Source organism: Bradyrhizobium sp. Rc2d, assembly GCF_900099855.1.
Lineage (GTDB): Bacteria > Pseudomonadota > Alphaproteobacteria > Rhizobiales > Xanthobacteraceae > Bradyrhizobium.
Map to the genome: position 1 here is coordinate 1 of NZ_FNCU01000078.1, position 20320 is coordinate 20320.

The 20320-nt window shown below is 59.5% G+C and carries 16 protein-coding genes and 6 pseudogenes; 13 read left to right on the plus strand and 9 right to left on the minus strand.

Features of this window, described 5'->3' with window-relative positions:
* The 4 genes and pseudogenes from BLV07_RS47150 to BLV07_RS43575 form a co-directional block, all read left to right on the plus strand.
* The coding region (locus tag BLV07_RS47150) for an ATP-binding protein (RefSeq protein ID WP_244551432.1) at positions 1-95 on the plus strand (95 nt) is incomplete at its 5' end.
* A 270-nt stretch (positions 96-365) separates the two neighbouring features.
* Positions 366-692 carry a hypothetical protein gene (locus BLV07_RS49500; RefSeq protein WP_244551428.1) on the plus strand — a complete coding sequence of 109 codons (327 nt, stop codon included), beginning with the start codon at positions 366-368 and terminating at the stop codon, positions 690-692.
* A 5-nt stretch (positions 693-697) separates the two neighbouring features.
* Complete coding sequence (locus tag BLV07_RS49505) at positions 698-925, plus strand: transposase (protein WP_244551433.1); 228 nt, start codon at positions 698-700, stop codon at positions 923-925.
* A 334-nt stretch (positions 926-1259) separates the two neighbouring features.
* Positions 1260-1987, plus strand: a pseudogene (locus tag BLV07_RS43575) (integrase core domain-containing protein); the annotation flags it as partial.
* Positions 1988-2068: 81 nt separating this feature from the next.
* Here the strand turns inward: BLV07_RS43575 and BLV07_RS43580 are convergent.
* The 3 genes and pseudogenes from BLV07_RS43580 to tnpC form a co-directional block, all read right to left on the minus strand.
* Positions 2069-3229, minus strand: coding sequence for a M24 family metallopeptidase (locus BLV07_RS43580; RefSeq protein WP_091898797.1), 1161 nt, complete (start codon positions 3227-3229; stop codon positions 2069-2071).
* 827 nt (positions 3230-4056) lie between these two features.
* Positions 4057-4257: pseudogene (locus BLV07_RS48200) on the minus strand (ATP-binding protein); the annotation flags it as partial.
* Between the two features lie 120 nt (positions 4258-4377).
* Positions 4378-5539: pseudogene (gene tnpC, locus BLV07_RS49975) on the minus strand (IS66 family transposase); the annotation flags it as partial.
* Positions 5540-5593: 54 nt separating this feature from the next.
* On the opposite strand from tnpC, the pseudogene BLV07_RS43605 reads away from it, so the two are divergent.
* From BLV07_RS43605 to BLV07_RS43615, 3 genes and pseudogenes are all read left to right on the plus strand, one after another.
* Positions 5594-6604, plus strand: a pseudogene (locus BLV07_RS43605) (IS256 family transposase); the annotation flags it as partial.
* A 479-nt stretch (positions 6605-7083) separates the two neighbouring features.
* The gene (locus BLV07_RS43610; protein ID WP_091898805.1) at positions 7084-7554 is read left to right on the plus strand and encodes a cupin domain-containing protein; all 471 of its coding nucleotides are present in this window, start codon (positions 7084-7086) and stop codon (positions 7552-7554) included.
* 92 nt (positions 7555-7646) lie between these two features.
* A complete protein-coding gene (locus tag BLV07_RS43615; protein ID WP_210187859.1) occupies positions 7647-8402 on the plus strand; it encodes a EutQ-related cupin domain-containing protein in 756 nt (251 codons plus the stop codon).
* Between the two features lie 221 nt (positions 8403-8623).
* Here BLV07_RS43615 and BLV07_RS43620 read toward each other — a convergent pair.
* The 3 genes and pseudogenes from BLV07_RS43620 to BLV07_RS48205 all read right to left on the minus strand — a co-directional run.
* Positions 8624-8839 (minus strand): annotated as a pseudogene (locus BLV07_RS43620) (IS3 family transposase); the annotation flags it as partial.
* Between the two features lie 708 nt (positions 8840-9547).
* Positions 9548-10144 carry a N,N-dimethylformamidase beta subunit family domain-containing protein gene (locus tag BLV07_RS43630; RefSeq protein WP_349525683.1) on the minus strand — a complete coding sequence of 199 codons (597 nt, stop codon included), beginning with the start codon at positions 10142-10144 and terminating at the stop codon, positions 9548-9550.
* Positions 10145-10541: 397 nt separating this feature from the next.
* Positions 10542-10694, minus strand: coding sequence for a N,N-dimethylformamidase beta subunit family domain-containing protein (locus tag BLV07_RS48205; RefSeq protein WP_176946151.1), 153 nt, complete (start codon positions 10692-10694; stop codon positions 10542-10544).
* Between the two features lie 681 nt (positions 10695-11375).
* Between BLV07_RS48205 and BLV07_RS43640 the strand changes: the two genes are divergently transcribed.
* The 6 genes from BLV07_RS43640 (at position 11376) to BLV07_RS43665 (ending at position 17566) form a co-directional block, all read left to right on the plus strand.
* Positions 11376-12986: an ABC transporter substrate-binding protein gene (locus tag BLV07_RS43640; protein WP_091898815.1), complete on the plus strand. Its 1611-nt coding sequence runs from the start codon at positions 11376-11378 to the stop codon at positions 12984-12986.
* Positions 12987-13517: 531 nt separating this feature from the next.
* Complete coding sequence (locus tag BLV07_RS43645) at positions 13518-14462, plus strand: ABC transporter permease (RefSeq protein WP_091898817.1); 945 nt, start codon at positions 13518-13520, stop codon at positions 14460-14462.
* 1 nt (position 14463) lies between these two features.
* On the plus strand, positions 14464-15345 hold the full coding sequence (locus tag BLV07_RS43650) for an ABC transporter permease (RefSeq protein ID WP_091898819.1): 882 nt from the start codon (positions 14464-14466) through the stop codon (positions 15343-15345).
* Positions 15346-16353 carry an ABC transporter ATP-binding protein gene (locus BLV07_RS43655; protein ID WP_091898821.1) on the plus strand — a complete coding sequence of 336 codons (1008 nt, stop codon included), beginning with the start codon at positions 15346-15348 and terminating at the stop codon, positions 16351-16353.
* A complete protein-coding gene (locus tag BLV07_RS43660; RefSeq protein WP_091898822.1) occupies positions 16350-17360 on the plus strand; it encodes an ABC transporter ATP-binding protein in 1011 nt (336 codons plus the stop codon). The genes BLV07_RS43655 and BLV07_RS43660 overlap by 4 nt, the downstream gene beginning before the upstream one ends.
* 17 nt (positions 17361-17377) lie before the next feature.
* A complete protein-coding gene (locus tag BLV07_RS43665; protein ID WP_091898824.1) occupies positions 17378-17566 on the plus strand; it encodes a hypothetical protein in 189 nt (62 codons plus the stop codon).
* Here the strand turns inward: BLV07_RS43665 and BLV07_RS47160 are convergent.
* The 3 genes and pseudogenes from BLV07_RS47160 to BLV07_RS43675 form a co-directional block, all read right to left on the minus strand.
* The gene (locus BLV07_RS47160; RefSeq protein WP_143035711.1) at positions 17553-17972 is read right to left on the minus strand and encodes a hypothetical protein; all 420 of its coding nucleotides are present in this window, start codon (positions 17970-17972) and stop codon (positions 17553-17555) included. The genes BLV07_RS43665 and BLV07_RS47160 overlap by 14 nt on opposite strands.
* A 492-nt stretch (positions 17973-18464) precedes the next feature.
* The gene (locus tag BLV07_RS50570; protein WP_143035713.1) at positions 18465-18818 is read right to left on the minus strand and encodes a transposase; all 354 of its coding nucleotides are present in this window, start codon (positions 18816-18818) and stop codon (positions 18465-18467) included.
* Between the two features lie 214 nt (positions 18819-19032).
* Positions 19033-19590, minus strand: a pseudogene (locus tag BLV07_RS43675) (IS110 family RNA-guided transposase); the annotation flags it as partial.
* Between the last annotated feature and the right edge of the window lie 730 nt (positions 19591-20320).

A 20320-nucleotide genomic window follows, 5' to 3' on the forward strand; every position in this document is an offset into this window, starting at 1 on the left:
CTGATGCCATACTTGATCGGTTGCTTCACAATGCTCACAGGCTCGAACTGAACGGTGACTCCATGCGTCGCCCGCCGGTTCTTCCTCGGCCTTGATTACATCGTCGGCCAGATGAAGACCGGGACTGCAGCCCGCGAAGCTGACCGGCCGCTACGGCACTGTTGGGGGTGCGCGTCCAGTCAGCTTCGCTCCATCGAGTGACATCAGACGTGATCTCTTCGGCCGCCGCTTGACCACGGGCTCCCGATAGTGCCAATTGCCTTTAACGATCGGGGGCTTCACATGCGCGCGATCAGATTGGAATGCTGCGCGGCATCAGATTGGAATAGCTGCGCGCGATCATCGGAATCCGCAGTGAGAACGGGATGGTTCAAGCCTGTTCGCGTCAAGAGCATCGGCAGCCAAAGGGCACCGACGCTGGCTGCTGTCCTCGCAAGCATGTCATCCGCTCCATCGCTGCCGCAGAGCAAGTCATCCGCGGACTTCTGCGTCCGCTCGGTCTCAAAGTCGGAGTCGTCTCGCGGACTCTGTTCGCGACGCGAGTTCGTGAGTTGGTCGGCGATGACGCCTTGCTGGAGGCGATCATGAATCCGCTGCTTGCCGGACGCGAAGCGCTGATTCAGGAGTACGCCCGACTGCATCGTCTGGTTCTGAAAGCCGTGCGCAGTGACCCGGGGCTTGTCGGCTCTTGATGACGATGCCGGGGATCGGCCCGGTCTCTGCGTTGACCTTCCGCTCCACTGTGGACGATCCTAGGCGATTCCTATCCGTCGGCGCCTATCTCGGGTTGACGCCCCGGCGATACCAATCTGGCGAGGTTGACCGGTGGGACGGATCACAAAAGTCGGAGATGGAGAGACGCGCACAGCGCTGTTCGAAGCTGCCAACGTTGTTCTCAGGCCATCAATCCGATGGTCTCCGATGAAGGCCTGGGCGGTGCGTGTTGCCCACCAGCAATGAAGCAAGCGTGCGAACGTCGCGCTGGCCAAAAAGATGGCCGTCGTCCTTCACCGAATGTGGGTTGATGGAACCGAATTCCGATGGACGGCGGTGGCGTAAGGACGCCATCGCCATCCCAAGAGACGCCCGTCGCGAGGCGTGGGGATGGTCGAGTTCGTATGATCTGTCGTGGCGTCCGCCCTCCGGGCGGCTGACTACGCCGAAGAGCTTGAACCGACCATTCAACCGAATCCCATCGTGTGGCGGCTTTGCCGACCACGAACAGAAGCAAGGTACCCGCGGCACGCGCTCTTAAGGGATTGACAGAAGCAGACCGAATACAGAAGCAGATCATCGGGATTTTGAAGGAGCACGAGGCTGGCGTGCCGGTTGCCGATTTGTGCCGGAAGCACGGCGTCGACGACGCCAGCATCTACAAATGGAGAGCCAAGTTCGGCGGGATGGAGGTCTCATAGACCAAGCGGCTGAGGCCGCGGCTGAAGCGGCTTTTGGCCGACGCCAAGCTAGACAATGCGGCGTTGAAGGACCTCCTGGGAAAGAAATAGTGACGCCCGCCGCTTCCCCATTCTGACCGTGTCGACGAGTGCACGCGCGAGTGCCTGGCGTTGATGGCCGACACCTCGCTGTCGGGCTCGGAAGCTGGAACGGCTGATCATCGAGCGCGGCAAGCCCAAAATTGTGGTCAGCGACAACGGCACCGAATTGACCAGCGACGCCATCCGGACATGGGCCGATCAGAGCCGCGTCGCCTGGCATTATATCGCGCCCGGCAAGCCGACGCAGAATGCCTTCATCGAAAGCTTCAATGGCCGTCTCCGAGACGAATTGCTGAACGAGACGCTATTCACCTGGCTGGCCCAGGCAAGGATCGAACTCGGACACGGCCGCCGACTACAATGATACGAGACGTCACTCGCAACTCGGATGGATAACTCCATCGGAGTACGCCTTGACCGCAACCCGCGACGGGATCTGGCCGCTGCGCTATGCCGATAGCTCCGCACCAGCTCCCGTCGCTACCACCGCCATCCGGGCAAATCCGCGAGCCGGAGCAAACTTTTTAACGCCGACCCCGTTGCCGTCAAATGAAAGGAACTGCGAGGCCGAGTCAGATCTCGAACAGTTTGCGTGGCGTTTTGGTGAATACTTCGAACCCCGTCTCGGTCACTCGAAATGTCTCTCCAATGACGTATCCAAAATCTTCTTCAATCCAATTGCCGAGCATTAGATGAAAAGTCATGTTGGGCCGCAATTCGGTCAGGTCGTCTTCCTTCAGCATTGCTGTTGGCTCAAACCAATTGATGCCGATGGAGTAACCACAGCGCGACTCCTTTCTGAAGCCCCGCTTCTCGATCGTCCTATAGAAAGCTTTTGCCACATCGCTGCATGTCGCGCCCGGTCGAACTTTACTTAGCGCAGCCTCTAAGCCGGCCACCTCGGCCTCATGTATACGAAGTAAGCGATCAGATGGCGTACCTATCGAAAAAGTGCGCATGATCGCCACGCAGTAGCCATGGCGCTTGCCACCAAGTTCAAGATTAACTTGAGAACCATCGCGAAGGATATCGTCCGTCCACGAAATATGGCCCGTGCCGGTGCGAGGCGAGGCGCACAGGAAAAAATTTTGGATATCAGTTCCGGGTTTGCCATTAGCGCCGCGGATTAGAGTTGCTATAATCTCGGCCGCTGCATCAGCCTCACGCACACCAGCTCGAATCACTTCAGCGGCTTTGGCGATTGCCGCATCGGTGATCGCCGCGGCTTCGCGCATTACAGATATCTCAAGCTCAGACTTAACGATTCGAACCCAACTTACTAGGTTTGCGACATCTACCATCTTCGCGTTGGGAAGCCGGGACCTGAATTTTTCGACTGGTAAAGTGCTCAATCCCAGACCCAAGCGGCCGGATGAAAGGCCGATCTTTTCTATGCAGTCGATAACAACATCGTATCCATCTGCATTAGGGTTGGCGATAAATGCTTCGGAATACCCGACTATGTTCTCGCGACGTAGGAATACTTTGTGAATAGCGGCCATCGCATCCATCTGACGTAGGATAAATGTAGGCTCTTCTTCTTTCAAAGATACAACTAGCCCTTGTGCTGAAAAAGTATGTCCTTGGGTGTGTCCCGTCAGATACGCTAGGTCCGTCGGGTTGTTTATGATTATTGCATCGACTTCGCGTCGCTCCATTTCGGACTTTACTGCGGCGAGCCTGCGAATGTATTCGCTCCGCGGAAAGGCCTTCCCTATTTCGCTGACATTCATATTGCGCTCCAAGTGGATCTCGTTGTGTGAGAGTGCGAAGATGTGTTAAACACCTGCAGAAGGGTGGCTCCGTTCAGCCTTTCTTGTACGACGCCGGCGCGCTGCGTGGCGAGGCCGGCTGCCAGTCTCCGGCATGTGATCGAAGTTGCCTTCGACGGCGAGGTGGCGAGGTTCATCGTCAACTTCAGCATCCAGGACTGGCGATTCAAGGGCGCAGTGACGGCCATTCATTGTTCATATACGGTTTACTTCGGGCCTGCACTATCTGCCGGGGCGACCGCCCGACGCTCGGTCGGATTGGCACGTACGCTTTGCTCAGCATTTTGATTTCCAGCATCTCAAGTGTCGGACGTACTACTCCCTGTTTACCGGCAGCGATACGCCTACAAATCGCAGCCCACCATGGCAGGTTCGACCGCTTGCTTTAAGCTTATTTCCCTTGGCGACGCCGGATTTCGGCGTGGTAGGCACGAATGAAGCATGTTTAGTCCGCCTCGGATTGATGGCTTTGTGACAGCGATTTTAAAAAGGCGCGCACTCGGAAGGCAATCTGCAACTAACATCCAATGCCAAATACAAGGGGGAGGATACGCAGTTGTGCTCCAGAAGATGTCGCGCGATCGTTCGGCTGCCATGCGCGCCAGCGCCTTAAGCTTCAAGGAAGCGCTTCTCATCGAATAGAAGTCTAGACTTTAGGCGAGCGCGCGCGGATTGTTGGCAGGCCATCAGTTAGCTAAGGGCCAGCCGTGGCAGGTCGAACTCTCAGACGAACAAATCGTCAGCTTCGCAACCGGGTGCGACATACCGAGCGCTCGAAGAAGGAGGCATCATGAAGTCATCGGCTCCGGGAAGTTCCATTCGCCGAAAGGCTGATTTGCCGTGATCAGCATCGAGCGCCGTTCGCAGCGCGCGCTGATGAGCTCGAAGAGTACGCTGGTCTCGGCCTGATCCTTCGTGAAGATCGAGGATCGGCAGATCGGAGCGATCGAGGCGGTTGATGGCGGCCTTGGGTTGAATTCGCGCCTCGCAACCTGGAGTTTCTGGTCGAGATCGGTGGTGCGGGCGAAGAGGACCCGCCATCCGTCTCGATCAGGGCCAGGCCGATGGCTGCCGCCAAGTGACTTTTTCGTAAGCCAACCTGAGGCCGTTCAGGCTTTGAAGTGCCATGGCACGAGAGCATCGACCCGAGAGATCGGCCAGCTCTGCGCGATCCGTTCGAGAGTTTGCGTGAGCCAGGCGTGCGGATCGACATCGTTCATCTTCGTGGTCTGCAGAAGCTTGGCAATGGTCGCCCAGGTCCGGCCGCCACCATGGCTGCGCGCAAGGAGCGCATTTTTGTTGTGATGGTTTGCGGCCGGATTGCCCACTCGATGCTGTTGGAGGCGATCTCGATACGGTCGTCGCTTAGAAATCGCTCCAGAACGGTGCGTCTGGATGTGGCATAGCGAATCGCCTCGGCGGGTTTGGATTTGCCTGACAGGCGCGGCAGCTCCTTGTCCCACAAATCGAAGAGCCGCGACGATTGCGGCGGACTTTTCCTGGCGCGCTTTCACCCGCATCTCAGGATCCTGGCCGCGGATGTCGTCCTCGATCTCCCACAGTCCGGCCATGGTGGTGACGGTGCGGGTCGCCAGGCGCGAGCTCTCGTTCACGTGAAGTTCTTAGAACCGTCTCCTGACGTGGGCAAAGCACTGCCAGCGTCACGCCCTCATTGGCACCCGGTGACTTGGCGAACTGATGGTAGGCGGCATAGCCGTCGACCTGCAGGGTTCCGGTAAAACCCACCAGATGCCACTCGACGCATTCACCGCCCCGACTGTCCTCAAAGCGATAAGCGACCATCGGTGGACCGATGCCGCCAAATGGCCGGTCGTCGCGCGCATAGGCCCACAGCCAGGCCTATTGCGTCTTGCCGGATCCGGGACCAAGCGTTGGCAAGGTTGTCACGTCGCCGAAGATCCGTTCGCCCTGCTTTATCTTCTCCAGCACATAATCGGGCAGCGCTGCAATTCGAAGCCGACCTTACCCGTCCATTGCCCCACCAACGACCGGTCGAGATCGACGTCGCCACGCGCGTAGATCGCTTCCTGCCGGTAGAGCGGCAGCCCGTCGGCATATTTGGCCACCGCGATCTGGGCGAGAAGTGCTTCGGTCGAAATGCCGCTCTCGATCAGATGGACGGGTGCCGGTGCCTGAAGCACGCATCGCGGTTGCGGTAGACGAATTTTGGCGGCGCGCGACGATCAGGAGGAACTTCGCCGGTGTCACGTCAAGCCGCCTCGACATATCCTCGCCAATCGGGACCTTCTCCAAACTTCGCAACCAGGGGCATCTCGCGCTCGACGATGATTAAGATTGCCACGGGGGATCGGCCCCGTCGAGATCGCGCGGCCCAAGGTCAGAGACCGTGGTGCGACCGGAGCTGATCTAATCTGCTTCACCTCGGCGATCCTACCCTTGTGGGGCGGCGGACGAAGAGCCTGGATGCCCTTCTGCCAATCCTCGATCTGCGCGGCATCTCGAGCGCGCGATTTCCAGGAAGCGCTCTCGGCGCTGCTCGGCGAGGATGCGCTGAACCTGTCGCTATCGGTGATCTCAGGCCTGAAGGCGCAATGGCTGGACGCGTATAAGTGCTGGCAGAAGCGCGGTCTGGCGGTGCGGCGCTATGTCTACGTCTGGGCCGACGGCATCTTCCTGTAGGCCCGGATGGACGACCACAGCGAATGCATGCTGGTTTTGATCGGCCCGACGCCCGAGGGCAAGAAGGAGCTGATCGGCTTCCAGGTCGGCGCGAGAGCGCGCAGAGCTGGCGCGAGCTTCGGATCGACCTTCGCCGGTGCGGACTACAGGTCGCGCTTGAACTGGCGGTCGGCGATGGCGCACTCGGCTTCTGGAAGGCGCTGGACGAAGTCTTCCCCGGCACGCGGCGGCAGCGCTGCTGGCAGCACTAGACCGTCAACGTGCTCAACAAGGTTCCGAGCTCCGTGCAGAGCGGCACGAAGAAGGCGCTGCAGGACATCTCTATGACGCCGAGCCGGGCTGCCGCAGAGCTTGCACTCGAAGTCTCCGCCAAAAAATACGGTGCCAGATAAGCGCGCGGCGTCGATTGCCTGGTCAAGGACGCGAGGATCTGCTGGCGTTCAATGACTTTCCTGCTGAGCACCGGGTCCACTTGCGAACTACCAATCCTATCGAAAGCGTGTTCGCCACAGTGCGACACTGGACGGTTCGGACCAAGGGATCGTTGTCGCCACCGACGGGCTGATGTTGTTCAAGCTGATCGATGCAGCCTCGAAAACCTGGCGTCGATTGAACGGCACAAACCAGTTGCCGAAGATCATCGCCGGCGTCAGCTTCGCCGACGGCATCGAGGTCGTTCCGATCCGCGAAGCCACGCCGCCTGATCGGCTCCGTCACCCAGATTCAGGCATAGCTCCGACGAGCGAGGCATGGCCTGCGTCACGCTGGCCTCTGAGTCTGTCGCCTATTAAATTTAGTTCGCTTGAGCTTACGCGAGGGTACTTGCCTTCGCATGAATTGCTCGGCTGCAAAACTCTACGAGACATCCTCATTGCGCAGGATTTTCTGCGCTCTAGCGTCAATCTTCGCTGTAACTATGCGTGCGCGCGCCATTATAACCATGTGAACCGAAAGCGCGCCACAATCACGATAACATCGTCTTCGTTGTCTGAGAATCTGTTCTGTTCGTGCTCGAGCGCTAGGCACTGCTTTCTGGTTGTGGAGCGTGATCGCGAAGATGTCCTCGAAGTTAATGCGACTTCATTGGTGCGAAAAGCCCGAATACCCGGGCGGTCCCTGGAAGCTGCCCTGACAAGATCAAGGAGGCAATTGAAGTGAAAGAATTAGAGACGCAAATCGAGGGGAAAGATCAGCCGATTCTCATCCCTTGGGCTGAGCGAGGTCTGAATTGGCGCGCCCCAAATGCGCCCGACGTCGTCAAGCTCGGTTGGCATGGCACGTCTGTTGGACCGACTATTCAGGGCGTGAATTTTAGATTCTTGACGTACTACCTGCCTGTCGGGCAGGCGAGGCCCTTCCATATCGCGGACAATTTGGAGTTCGTGTTCTTTCTGCTCGAGGGCCAGATGGAAGTCGGCGTGGGCCCCAATCCCGATGAGCTCCAGTATTTTCAACCCGGGAAGTACGATACTCTCTTCATTCCCAATGGCATGGGCGTCGATTACCGTAATATAGGTCAGACCGATGTCCGGTATGTGATGGCCAACAGTCGTATTGGTGAATGGCCTAAGGCATGCATCTACCATATACCCGGCGAGGAGAAGCCGTTCGTGCGAAAATTCTAACGCTATTCGCCGATAAATGGCCCGCCCAACCGAGCGGGCCACATCGAGAACATCGGACGCTCTGGCCCCGGGGCCAACTAGATAAGGACAACATGATGAATGCAGCGACGACCGAAGTGCTCCACTTCAAGAGCCGCGACATGGTTTATGAGCAAATATTTCCCGAGGCGGGCGGCTATGGGGCTAGGTCTAGGCTGCTCACTCCAGCTAACAGCAAGACCATTGGCGCTTCGATGCATACGTATGATGGTTGCACGATCGAGTGGACGACACATTACGACCAGGTGACCATCGTTCTTGATGGAATGTTGAGGATCCTCACAGGCGATGACTACAGTCGCGTGATTGAAGCGACTTTCGGCGACGTCATTTGGCTGCCTAACGGAACCCCGCTGAAGTACCAAGGGGAAAAGGCGAAAACGTTTACCGCTTTATATCCCGTCGATTGGCAGACGCGGACTGAGGCCGTGCCGAAGGAAATGGTCGTTCCTGAAGTTCTCCATATTAGAAGGCAGGACATCGTCTATGAGCAAATGTTTCCCGAGGCTGGCGGTTACGGCTCCAGAGGCAAGCTGCTCACTCCAGACAACAGCAAGACCATAGGTGCTACAATGCATACCTATGACGGTACCAACATCGAGTGGACGGCGCATTACGATCAGGTAACCATCGTTGTTGATGGAACGTTGAGGATTCTCACAGGCGATAACTATAGTCGCGTCATTGAAGGAAAGTTCGGCGATGTAATCCGGCTGCCCAACGGAACCCCACTGAAATACCAAGGCGAGAAGGCGAAGACGTTTACTGCCGTATTCCCGGTTGATTGGCGCGCGCACACGGAAGCCTAGAGCCGTTAGGATCAGTGAAGTCTCTGGCCGGTCTCGAGCTTTGGGGGGCGCGGAGACCGATTTTGCGTATCAGGTCGAGATCCATGGTCTGCCTCCGTGGCGTGCGCCGCAACTAAGGCCGTGGACGACAGTGTTGGCCGGTATCGAACGACGTGCATAGGATTCTCCATGATTGCTGGTAGAGGCCTAGTGCCTCGGGTTCACATCACGATCCGCAGTTCTGCCCGCTCGCGGCCGCCACGGCGACTCGCCACGAGCCTTTCTTCCCAGTATGGCCGGAACAGTTTCTTGTGGTTGATCAGATAGTTCTCCCGCTTGAGTAAAACATGCAGGCGCGGTAGCCGAAATGGCGGCGCTCTTGGACGATCGACCTCATGCGTTGGCGCGTGGCCGGCATCATTCGACCTGGTCGTCTGATATCTTGTGGCCGGTTCGCAGCTGGGAGCGCATCAAGGGACACGATCGTGTGACTCGATCTTTGCTGTACCGCCGTGCAGGACCATCGCAGCGTTGCCACAGAGGCCGGCGTGAGTCTTCGGGTCGAGCAGAAGGGCCTGCTGCTCTATCGCAACAAGGCCGACTTCCTCGCGGGCCTGAGATTTGCGGCACCGCCTGGGCATCAAGCACATCGAGCTCGACGAGGACGCTCTACGGAAGCTCGAGCCGAATATCTCCGAACGCTACCGGTACGGCGTGCTGCTTGTCCAAGCTGCACATGTGACGGCCCCGAACGCCTCCCAGGAGGCCAAATGCCGCACTGATCTGCAAGCGCGGCGGTCAATTCGTGAAGGCATAGTAACGGGCGTTGAGATCTCGCGCGGCGGGCTCACCGGGTGGTTCGACCGTGAAGCGAGATGCTTATCTCACTGCCACAGAACTTGTCGGCGCACTTGCGTTCGACCAAATCTCATCCCGAGAGCTAGTCGACGGTGCGACTTTCGAGGCACTCGAGACGAAGATAAATGCGGTCGTGGTTCGTGACCTTGACCGCGCCCGTGAGGCCCCGCGAAGGCCGACACAGAGATTGGCCGCCGCGGCGAGCACCATTACTTGGTCTTCCACTGACGGTCAAAGATGATTTCCGCGTAGCCGGCTTGCCGATGACCGTGAGCACCGCGGCTTTCATGCTGAAGACGATGCACTCGTCATTCAGCGATTAAAGACGCCGGTGCCCCCTCTGATCGCGTGAGGATGACAGCATTGGCCGGCGTTCCAAGCTCGGCATCCACATGATCGAATTCACAGCCGGCAGCGCCTCCGCCGGAGAGTCCATAATGCCTGAATTTCTTCGTCCACTCCTTCGAAGATCCATGCGTTGGCGGCCTCATAGGAGGCGAGCAGGCGGCGCGAAAATGCGTGCTTTCGAACGCACCTTGCGCCACAAATCCGATGCCGACGAGCATCTGCGGCGCGCGTCGGTGCCGCCTCCACAGACCACCTAGCTGACCGTCGAGCGAGTGAAAGTACTCCCCTGGCTCCGCCGCCCACAGGCGCAGGCCACACTCGGCACGCCTGAGCTCGAAGAAATGCTGAACCTCTTTGCGACTTGCGATCCTCCAATAGAAACCGGTGCCGCCGAGATAGATCAGCTTGCCTCCATTGTCCGTGTAGGCCTGCAGCGCATCGAGTGTGTTGAGAGTGTGGTATTCGGGATGAGTTCCCGTCAGCACAGATCCATACGGCGCGAGAAGTACCACATCTTCATGCGTGACGATGTCGAATGAAAGGCCCTTTGCTTCCAGTCAAGCCAGCAGATGCGAATCGGTGGGATAGTGCCGCAAACCCGACCCTCGCCGATCGTTGATTAAAACGAAGCTCGGCCTCATCGTTAGGATCGGTGGGCGCCGCGCTGTGAAGGCTATGCCGTGTCCATCGCGATGAAGGTTGTAGGTTGAGCCTCCGAATTCATGATGCTGGTCCGGGGTTGTGCGGGTAGGCGCCCCACTCTCGCACGCGCTTGTGATAAGCCGCGTCGGCTTGGCCGCGCCGGTCGTTTGCGTAGGCCCGATACGTGAATGTCGGCGCGAAGAAGCCGATCGAGGCGAAAGGACCCTTCCGTCTTTGGAGGACATAGAACGGCAGCCAATCTTCCCCATCAGCGCAGGTCAGATGAAACGTGTAGGAGCCGCTGCGCATGTCTTAGGGAATGGTCCACGTGAAATCCGGCTTCCAGCGGCGGTCATCGAGATCGTCATGGAATTCGATGGCCGCGTATTCGTTCGGCGCATGGCGCCAGCAAAACTCGCGGCCGGTCCATCGCGCTCCGACCACGCCGCGCATGGGCTGGTTCACGAGTTAGCCGTGATGTTTGCCGGGCCCGAGATCGGCAGTTTGCGCGCCGTCGAGTCCCTGTGCGAGATCCCACGCGCCGGACTTCATCGCCCAGTTGCTTAGGTTACGCACACGGGTTGGTGAAACGCTCCACGAAAACACGAAGAATCGCTGGCTGAGGCTTCGAGCTTGCCTTACGATGAGGTGACTGCGCTCTTTGCGCCGCGAAAAGCAGCGCACTCGACAGGGCAGCTTCACGCTGGCGTTTCTGCATCGACCGTGCAAGGACGGCCACCATTGAGAAGCTGCTGTCCGAACACGACTCGGCCCCATTGCCGGATCGACGGCAAGCCAGAGCCGATATCAGCACTTGCGTTCGAGCAGCAAGTCCGTCGCGAGGCGAACCGATCCGCCCGGCCACGAGACCGCCGCCTCCGCGCCGCGCGGGCTGACTGAAAGCAAAACCAACAATGATGATCAAGACTGGGGCTACCGACGAGGCGGAATTCGCCGAAAAGCGCGACTCAAACGCAGAAACCAGGCGCGACAGCGGGCCTCAATGCACAAATCGACTTCTTGCTGTCCATATAGTCATCGACACAGGGAAGGAAAGAGCTTCAAGTACACTGATCGAGTGCAAGTGGGCTGCCGAGCACAAGACACCCGTAGATTTTGATTTGATCTCACCCCTAAGGAGTCAACATGACATCTCGACGTGACATCATCAAGGCGGGTCTGGCCGCCGGAGCGGCAGCCGCGATGCCGGCGGTCGTGCGGGCCCAACCGGCAGCACCATCTGCAGCCCGGACAGTACGCATGGTCAAGGCTTATCAGCTCGTGTCGTACGACCCGGTCTTCACGACCTCCAACTCGACACAAGACCACGCCTACGCGATCTACGACACGCTCTTCGGGCTTGACTCCAAGGGCGTTCCGCAGATGCAAATGGTCGGCAACTGGGATGTCTCCAGCGACAAGAAGACGTACACGTTCGAACTGCGCGACGGTTTGGGATGGCACGACGGCGCGCGCGTCACGGCAGCGGACTGTGTGGCTTCCATCCGCCGCTGGGCCCAGAACAATCCTTCCGGTCAACTGCTGCTCGAGCGGGCCCGGGACATCTCGAAAAAGGACGAAAAGACCTTCACGATCGCGCTGAAAGAGCCGCTGGGGCTAGTCCTTGACATCCTCGCCTCGGAGTCGGGTGCTCCGCTTTTCATGATGCGTGAGAAAGATGCGAGCCTCCCTCCGAACGAACAGGTGAAGGCTTATATTGGCTCGGGCCCTTTCAAGTTCAACGAGGCGCTTGCCCGGCCGGGCCAGAGCTTCACCTACGACCGCAACCCGAACTATGTTGCGCGCAAGGAGGCGGCGGACTTCTCCGCCGGCGGCAAGGCCGTCAAGGTCGATCGTGTCGTGTGGGATTCCATGCCGGACCTGCAGACCGCCGTTTCAGCCCTCACTGCCGGCGAGATCGATTACTTGCAAAACCCGCCGATCGATCTTTTCCCGGTGATCGAAGGCAACCCCGATCTGACGCTAGAGCTTGAGAACACGGCCGGCTTCATCTGGTTCATTCGCGTGAATTGCCTGCAAAAGCCCTTTGACAACGTGAAGGTTCGCCAGGCCCTGCTTCACCTCGTGAACCAGGAAGCGTACATGCAGGCGGCGATCGGCAACCCCAAGTACAGCCGCGCGAACATCCTCTCCATGTTCGGCTCGGGATCGATATACACGAACAACGAAAACACGGGGTGGTACAAGAAGGATGGCGATCCGGAAGCTGCCAAGCGGCTGCTCAAGGAAGCTGGTTATGCCGGCGAGAAGGTCGTGATCCTGCAGTCGACGGACAACAAGCAAAGCAGCAACTGCGTCGAGCTGACGGCACAACTTTTGCGCGGCATCGGCATGAACGTCGAGCTGGCTCCGGGCGACCGCAGCGCCATGGTCAAACGCCGCGCCCTCAAGACGCCCGTCGCGGAGGGCGGCTGGAGCATGATCATGGGACCGTGGGGTGCAGGCTCTTTCGATGATCTGGTTGGCAACGACTTGACCTTGATGAACGGCGACAAGGCCTGGATCGGCTGGCCAAAGGACGACAAATACGAAGCACTCCGCGCGCAATGGCCGGATGCCAAGTCGGTGGAAGAGCGCAAGGCTCTGGCGCGCAAGCTGCAGCAAGCGTGGTGGGACCACGCCGGAACTCCGTACCTGGGAGAATCCGTTCAACCGGTCGCGCGCCGCAAGTCGCTGACGGGCCTGCTCGCCGGACGGAGCGAGTACGTGAAGATGTGGAACTTGCAGAAGGCCTGACGCCGCATCGCATTGAGCCATGTGGTGGGTGCCGAGCGAGCTGGATGCGTTCGAGGCGCGCGGGGGTCACGGACAGAGAGCTTGTGGTGGCGCGCTTTTCATCGCATCCTTTTTCCGGCAGTTCGGGTCACAACTTCGTCACCAATCCAGAGATGCTCGCTTGGGGCGAAATGCTACGCGACTGGGCACCAGGGTTAGTGCTGAGCTAAGCCCGATCCGGCGGCGCCGGCCTCTTACGGCACTCGAGCCGCTGACCTCACATTGACGCCCCGGAGCTTTTCCGCATCGAAGGGCTCGCTAGCGCCAAAAGCGCATGCGACCCGGCGGTAGCATAATATGATGCTTGTAGTTACACCCATTAGCCGGACACAGCCGGTACAAGAGCAAGGAGACAAAAGTGGCTTCCGCACGAGACCTCATTAAGACGAGGCTAACCGCAGGGTTGCAGGTGCGAACCGTATCTGCTGCCGCCCATACGGCGAGCGTGATTCTTGCAAGATGTGGATTTGCAAGAAGGATTAAGGCACGGTCATGCTAGGCGGTTACGTCAGTCGCAGAATTATATCGGCTGTCGGTGTGATGGTCATTGTTGGGGTTTTCGTTTTCCTGCTTCTCAGGCTCGCACCGGGAGACCCGGCCGACGTCATTGCGGGGCCCAACGCCCCGCAGCAGATGATCGAAAACATTCGCGAGCGCATGGGTTTGAATGAGCCCATGCCGGTGCAATTCATGAAGTGGGTTCAGGACGTGGCCCGCGGCAATTTCGGCGTTTCGATCTTTGCGGGCCGGCCCGTTCTCGAGCTAATGTCGCAGCGGTTAGAGCCCACCCTTTCGCTTTCGATCCTAACAATGGCGGTTTCGGTGACCTTCGGCGTCTCGTTCGGCGTGTTTGCGGCCTGGCGATCCAGTGGACTCGTCGACCGTCTGCTTACCGTCTTTTCGGCGGTCGGCTTTTCGGTCCCTGTGTTCGTCGTCGGATATCTGCTCGTGTATTTTCTGGCCATCGGGTTGCGTTGGCTCCCGGTGCAAGGCTATGTGCCGTTTGAACATGGTGTGGGGCCCTGGCTCAAACAGCTGATTCTGCCCACGCTGACGATGAGCATTGCCTACATCGCGTACTTCGCCCGCGTCGCACGCGCAAGCATGCTCGAAGTCCTGTCGGAGGACTACATGCGGACGGCCGCCGCAAAAGGCGCGTCGCCGTACGCCATGCTCTTTCATCATGCCCTGAAAAATGCCGGCGTGCCGATCCTGACCGTGATCGGAATGAGTTTCGCCCACATGGTCGGCGGGGTCGTCGTCACCGAAACGGTGTTCAACATTCCGGGGATCGGGCGCCTGGTCGTTGATGCGATCACCAGCCGCGACTATCCTGTCATCCAGAGCGTGCTCATCGTGGTTTCCGGCATTTACGTCCTGATCAACCTCGGCGTCGATCTGCTTTACACGATCATCGATCCACGTATTCGGTACTGAAATGGCTTTTGTCCCCGACACCCCTACATTCGCCCCCGCTAGCCTGCCGCGGCGATCCAATCTCTTGCGCTTTGTCAGACGGCACCCACTGGTCCTGGTCGGAGGCGGCATGCTAGTTTTCCTGATGCTCATGGCGATCGCCGCGCCGCTCATTGCCGCCGATCCGTCGACCATGGACCCGCTCAAGCGCCTTCAGCCCCCGTCCGCGGAAGCGTGGTTTGGCCGTGACGACCTCGGGCGCGACGTGTTTGCGCGAACCGTATTCGGTGCACGGATCTCGCTGCTGGTCGGCCTGCTATCGGCCGCGGGCGCGGCTGCGGGAGGTCTTTTCATCGGCGTCGTCGCGGGCTACAATCGTACCTTCGACAGCCTCGTCATGAGGTTCATGGACGCCCTCATGTCGATTCCGGCGATTCTGCTGGCCATCGCGCTGGTCTCGCTCACGGGCTCCAGCATCGGCATCCTCATCGTCGCGATCACCGTTCCCCAGATGCCGAGCGTCACGCGCCTGGTTCGCTCGATCGTCTTGAGCGTTCGCGAGCGTGCCTATGTGGAGGCGGCGGTCTGCGGCGGTGCGCGCACGCGGAAAGTGCTCTGGCGGCATATTCTTCCAAGCGCCATCGCACCGCTGATGGTGCAAAGCGCGAACGTCTGCGCCAGTGCGATCCTGATCGAGGCGGGGCTCAGCTTCTTGGGCGCCGGCGTCCCACCCGAAATTCCGAGCTGGGGCAACATGATCGCGAGCAACCGCTTGTATCTCGGCATCGCCCCGTTGACGATTTTCGGCCCCGGAATTTTCCTTGCCTGTACCGTACTCGCCGCCAACTTGCTCGGCGATGGTCTGCGCGACCTCTTTGATCCCCGTACCAAGCGTAGGCAGTGAATGAATTCGACCAAGACACCAGAACGAGACGTGCTCCTCGAAGTTCGGGACCTGGAGACGCACTTTTACGGCGAGGAGAGCGTGACGCGAGCCGTAGGAGGCGTGAGCTTCCGGGTAGCCAAGGGCGAAACGCTCGCGGTTGTCGGCGAGTCCGGCTGCGGAAAAAGCGTCACCGCGCTTTCCATCCTTCGCTTGCTGCCAAAACTGACGGCGAAGACCGTAGGCGGCGAGATCTGCTTTCATGGACATGACCTGCTCAAGCTGTCGGAACGGGAAATGCGGAAGATCCGCGGCGACCGAATCGCCATGATCTTCCAGGAGCCCATGACGAGCTTGAGCCCGGTTCATACTGTCGGCGCTCAAATCGCTGAAGCCGTTCGCATCCACACGCGCGCATCCCGCTCGGATGCCTTTGGCAGGGCTCTGGAGATGCTTCGCTTGGTGCGGATTGCCGACCCCGAGCGCCGCCTGAACAACTATCCGCATGAAATGTCGGGAGGCATGCGCCAGCGCGCGATGATTGCCATGGCGCTCGCCTGCTCTCCGGAACTCCTGATCGCCGACGAGCCGACGACAGCGCTCGATGTCACCATCCAGGCGCAGATACTGCGACTGATTGTCGACCTGAAAGAGCGGACGGGAACAGCAGTCCTGTTCATCACGCACGACCTCGCCGTTGTCGCCGAAACCTGCCAGCGTGTCATTGTCATGTATGCGGGCCGGGTCGTGGAGCAAGCGAGCGTCAGGGAATTGTTTGCCCACCCCGCCCATCCCTACACCCAAGGCCTCATGCGCTCTCTGCCCGACCGGCGTCGCGGCCGGATGCGCAGGCTTCCGGAAATCCCGGGCATTGTGCCGAGCCTGCGCGAACCGATCGTCGGGTGCAGCTTTGCGCCTCGCTGTCCGCACGCGATCGACATCTGCCGCGCGAAGTCGCCCGAGCTACGCGAGCTCGCTCCAGGCCATGCCGCAGCTTGCTGGCGTGCAGAAGAGGTGATCGCAGTATGAGCCGTCCATTGCTGAGCGTTGAGAACCTCACCAAGCACTTCGGCGCGGTGCGCGCCGTGGAAGACGTTTCGTTTTCCGTAGAGCCAGGCGAAACTCTGTGCATCGTCGGCGAGTCCGGCTGCGGCAAGTCGACGGTGGCGCGCCTGCTGATGCGACTGGTGGACCCAACTGGCGGACGCATGATGATCGATGGCATCGATATCACAACCCTGAAGAGTGAGGCGTTACGCGCATCACGCCGCCGCATGCAGATGGTCTTCCAGGACCCGTATTCGTCGTTAAATCCTCGCCTCACCGCGGGGCAAATCATCACCGAACCCGTTGAGAATTTCGAGCGCCTCGACTGGAGGCAGCGTCATGCGCTCGCAGCGGACCTGCTGCGAAAGGTTGGAATGTCGCCTGAGATGATGCACAGGCTTCCGTCCGAAATGTCCGGCGGTCAACGACAGCGGCTCGGCATCGCGCGCGCGCTTGCGCCCAATCCGGCGCTCATCGTAGCCGACGAGGCGGTCTCCGCTCTCGACGTTTCGGTTCGGGCGCAGATCCTCAATCTTTTTATGGATCTGCAACAGCAGATGGGCATCGCCTTAATCTTCATCTCGCACGACCTCAGCGTCGTGGAGCACATCGGGCATCGTGTAGCGGTCATGTATCTCGGCCGGATCGTCGAACTAGCCCAATGTGAGCAGCTCTTCGCTAAGCCGGTCCACCCGTACACGGAGGCACTCATCGCGGCAGCTCCGGTTGCCGATCCCACGCGGTTGAGGCTCGAGGTGCCCATCGAGGGCGAGGTGCCCAGCCCGATCGACCCACCGAGCGGGTGCGCATTTCATCCGCGCTGCCCGCTTGCTGTTGAGCGCTGCCGCGTCAAAGTGCCGCCGTTGGTACCGCTGGCGGACGGTCGAGTCGTTGCGTGTCATGTACGCGCACCCGCCGAAAGTATCTCTGGCAAAGGATTTTCTGAAGCCCAGTTCATCGCCCGTAGCGACGAATCTCGCACTCACTAGAATAGAGCGAAATCCGCATGAAGGTTGTTTGTCTTCGGCACGCCACGTCTGATGAAGTCGACCGGATTCGGGCAGCCCTGCCTGTCGGCACCGAGGTGGTGGCGCCACAGGGCGGCTATTTCTCCCGATTCGACTGCAGTTCGGACATCGCAGGCTTGGCTGCGGACGCGGATGCCTTCATCGGCTTCAGTTTTAACAGATCCTGAGGATCGCCGAAAAGCTCAAGATCTTTTGCTGGCTGCACTCAGGCGTCGACGACCTGCCGAAGATGGGCGTGCTCGCAGCAGCGAAGCGGCGAGGATTGAAGGTCACCACGTCCGCGGTACAAATCCGATCGCGGTCGCTGAACAGGCCATGATGTTCGTGCTTGCCCTCGCGAAGAAGACAATCGTAACACGAAGCTGACCTTGTTGAATAATTGGCGTGCAGCTTTCTGCGCCTCGCCGGGTCGCCGTGGGGCTTATAGACAGCCACATTCGCGGAATCGCCCTCGGGGGCTGGGGCTATTTGGCAGATCTGGCCAGTATTGAAATGACATTGCTGTTGCGGCGGCACTGATGTTGCTTCGCCGCTGATCGGCACATGGTTGCCTATGCCTTCTGTCCGCGCCATGGCGTCGGCCAGTTCGCGGGCACCCTATTGATCAATTCCCCGGTAACTGGATCTTCGTCAAGCTGTCCTTCGCCCCGCCTTCGCGCAGGCTCATGCCCACGCGGATCGTTGGAGGCCAGCCAGAGAAGAAGTTGAAGAACAAATAAGGCGCCGCATTTGGCCGGCCCTGTGCGTCGCATGCCAACGCGATCGGCCCAGGGACGACCTGGCAGCAAGCAGGTTGTGACAGCGGCACTGGTCGAGCCGCTCCAGGTCGAAATCATGGACGCTCCCCATATCGCGGGCATCTTCGTGGACATCATAGGGTACCTGTGGGGCAGCCATATTCGGACAGCATCGCATCTTCAGCGCACAGGGATCGCAGTCGAATTTGGAGGCGCGGTAGCGGAGCATGTTGCCGTCGGGCACGGTGCCAGTGGTGCGCAGCACTTTGGACAAATGTAGACGCCGCGCCGCTTATCCCAGCGGAAATCACTGCGTGAAAATGTGCCGTCATCGCGCTCGCTTGCGTCGCGAACGGGAATATGTGGAGCGATCCCCAACTAGCCAGCCGAGGAGACGGCCCGTTCCGTAAGCGGCATCGGCAGCAAGCCGCTTCGGCTTCAAACCAAAACGACCCTCGGTTCGGTCGAGCATCCTGCTTTTGGAGTCGACCTCGTCATAGGTGCGTGCGGGCGTTGGTTTAACGTCGACAAAGACTGCGAGCTCGACGTCGATGAGATAGTTCAGCGCGTACCCGAAATGCACGCGCTTGTTGGCTTTCGCCGTCCACGCCGAGGACGGAACGGAAGGTGAGATTACCTTCGGCGGCTCGCGATCGGGCGTGCGCGATAACCGCCACGGCAGCGATCCCCGCCTTGCTGGACCTGCGCCTCGGCCTCAATCCCGCAAGATACTCGGCTACGGCATGCTTCTGACGTTGCCCACGGTCGAGTCCAGCTCATCCGGCGCTTTGCCGTGATAGCGGCTGGCATTGGCCCCCATCACACTCGCGTCCACCGCGAACCCTTCGCTCTGACGAGGCCCGCGGCCATGCAGGCCGCAACCACGCGCTCAAAGATATGGCCCAGGATCTCGCTATCGAGATGAGCGGGCCAACGCCGGGCACCGTCATCAGCCGCTCGCAGGACTTATCTTGACGGGCCGGCGTTTCAATATCGCTCAATAGGCCCTCGATACGCGCATCCAGCCGCCACCAGTCTCCCGCCAGATCCTCGAAGATGCGCAACATGCGAGGCGAGAGCACATCGGTGCGGGTCGCGAGGATGCCCCGGCAACTCGGACGGCAGGGAATGCAGGCCATGGCGCACGGCAATGACCCGCTCGAGCAGGAACGCACGGATTTGATTGATGACGCCGGTGCATTGACCGACCAATCGATCGCGGATGCGGTGCAACGCCTGAAGGTCGAGTTGATCGGCGGTCTTGGTCGCTACGGACTTCATGGTCGGGCGTTGGACAGCCTCGGCGATGACTTCCGGATCTCGAAAGTCATTCTTCTGTCCCTTCGAATAGGGGCGCACCTATTTCGCTGGCATCAGGCGCGCATCGTGGCCAAGCCTTTGGATTTGCGACTGACATGATGGGCGCCTACGCAGGCCTCCATCCCGATCAAGCACGTCATGCGGCATGATCAACGCGGCGCCACCAAGGCGATGATCGCATTTTCAGTTCCGAAGTTCATGGTGCAACCATGCCTCAGAAGGTCGTAAAACTTCGCACCCAGCGCTGCCTGCACCTTTTGCGCGGGGAAACACGTTCGTTAGGCTTCGGCAACGTTCAACTCGCCGAAACGCCAGCTGCGAGGAACCCACGCGCCTGCGCCGGCTATCCACGATATGGCGGAGCCGATCAGCGACAAGGTACGTCGTTGCGAATGGCGTTGCCCCTGGGCCAGGTGCGCGCTGGCTCAGATCTCCCGCACATTCCACATCTTGAAATAGGACGTTGGTCGGGAATAGGCCCGATAGAGATTTTCGATGCGCAATCGGCAAGACAGATCGACCCAAGTAGACCGTTCCGACGAAGTCCCACCAAGCGCTTTGCATTTGACGCGCCAACGCCTTGCCGCTCTTCGAGCGATTTGGCTAGTTGTTCCGAAGATCCTCATAAACCTCATTCGAACTCTTCTGCTTCGTGGACTTTCTCGGCGCGTGATCGCTGTCGGCCGGTCGAACGAGCTCGATCATCTGAAGTGGGCAGAACAAAGGGCGCTGTTTACCTACCGCAAGAGTGGGCATGCGTCGATAACGCACCGCCCCACTTTGCCTGACCTCCCCAGAGGGCCGCGCGATGAAATATTGCTATCCGGGGTGTGGAGCGGCATTTCGCGGCATTTCACTATCCGT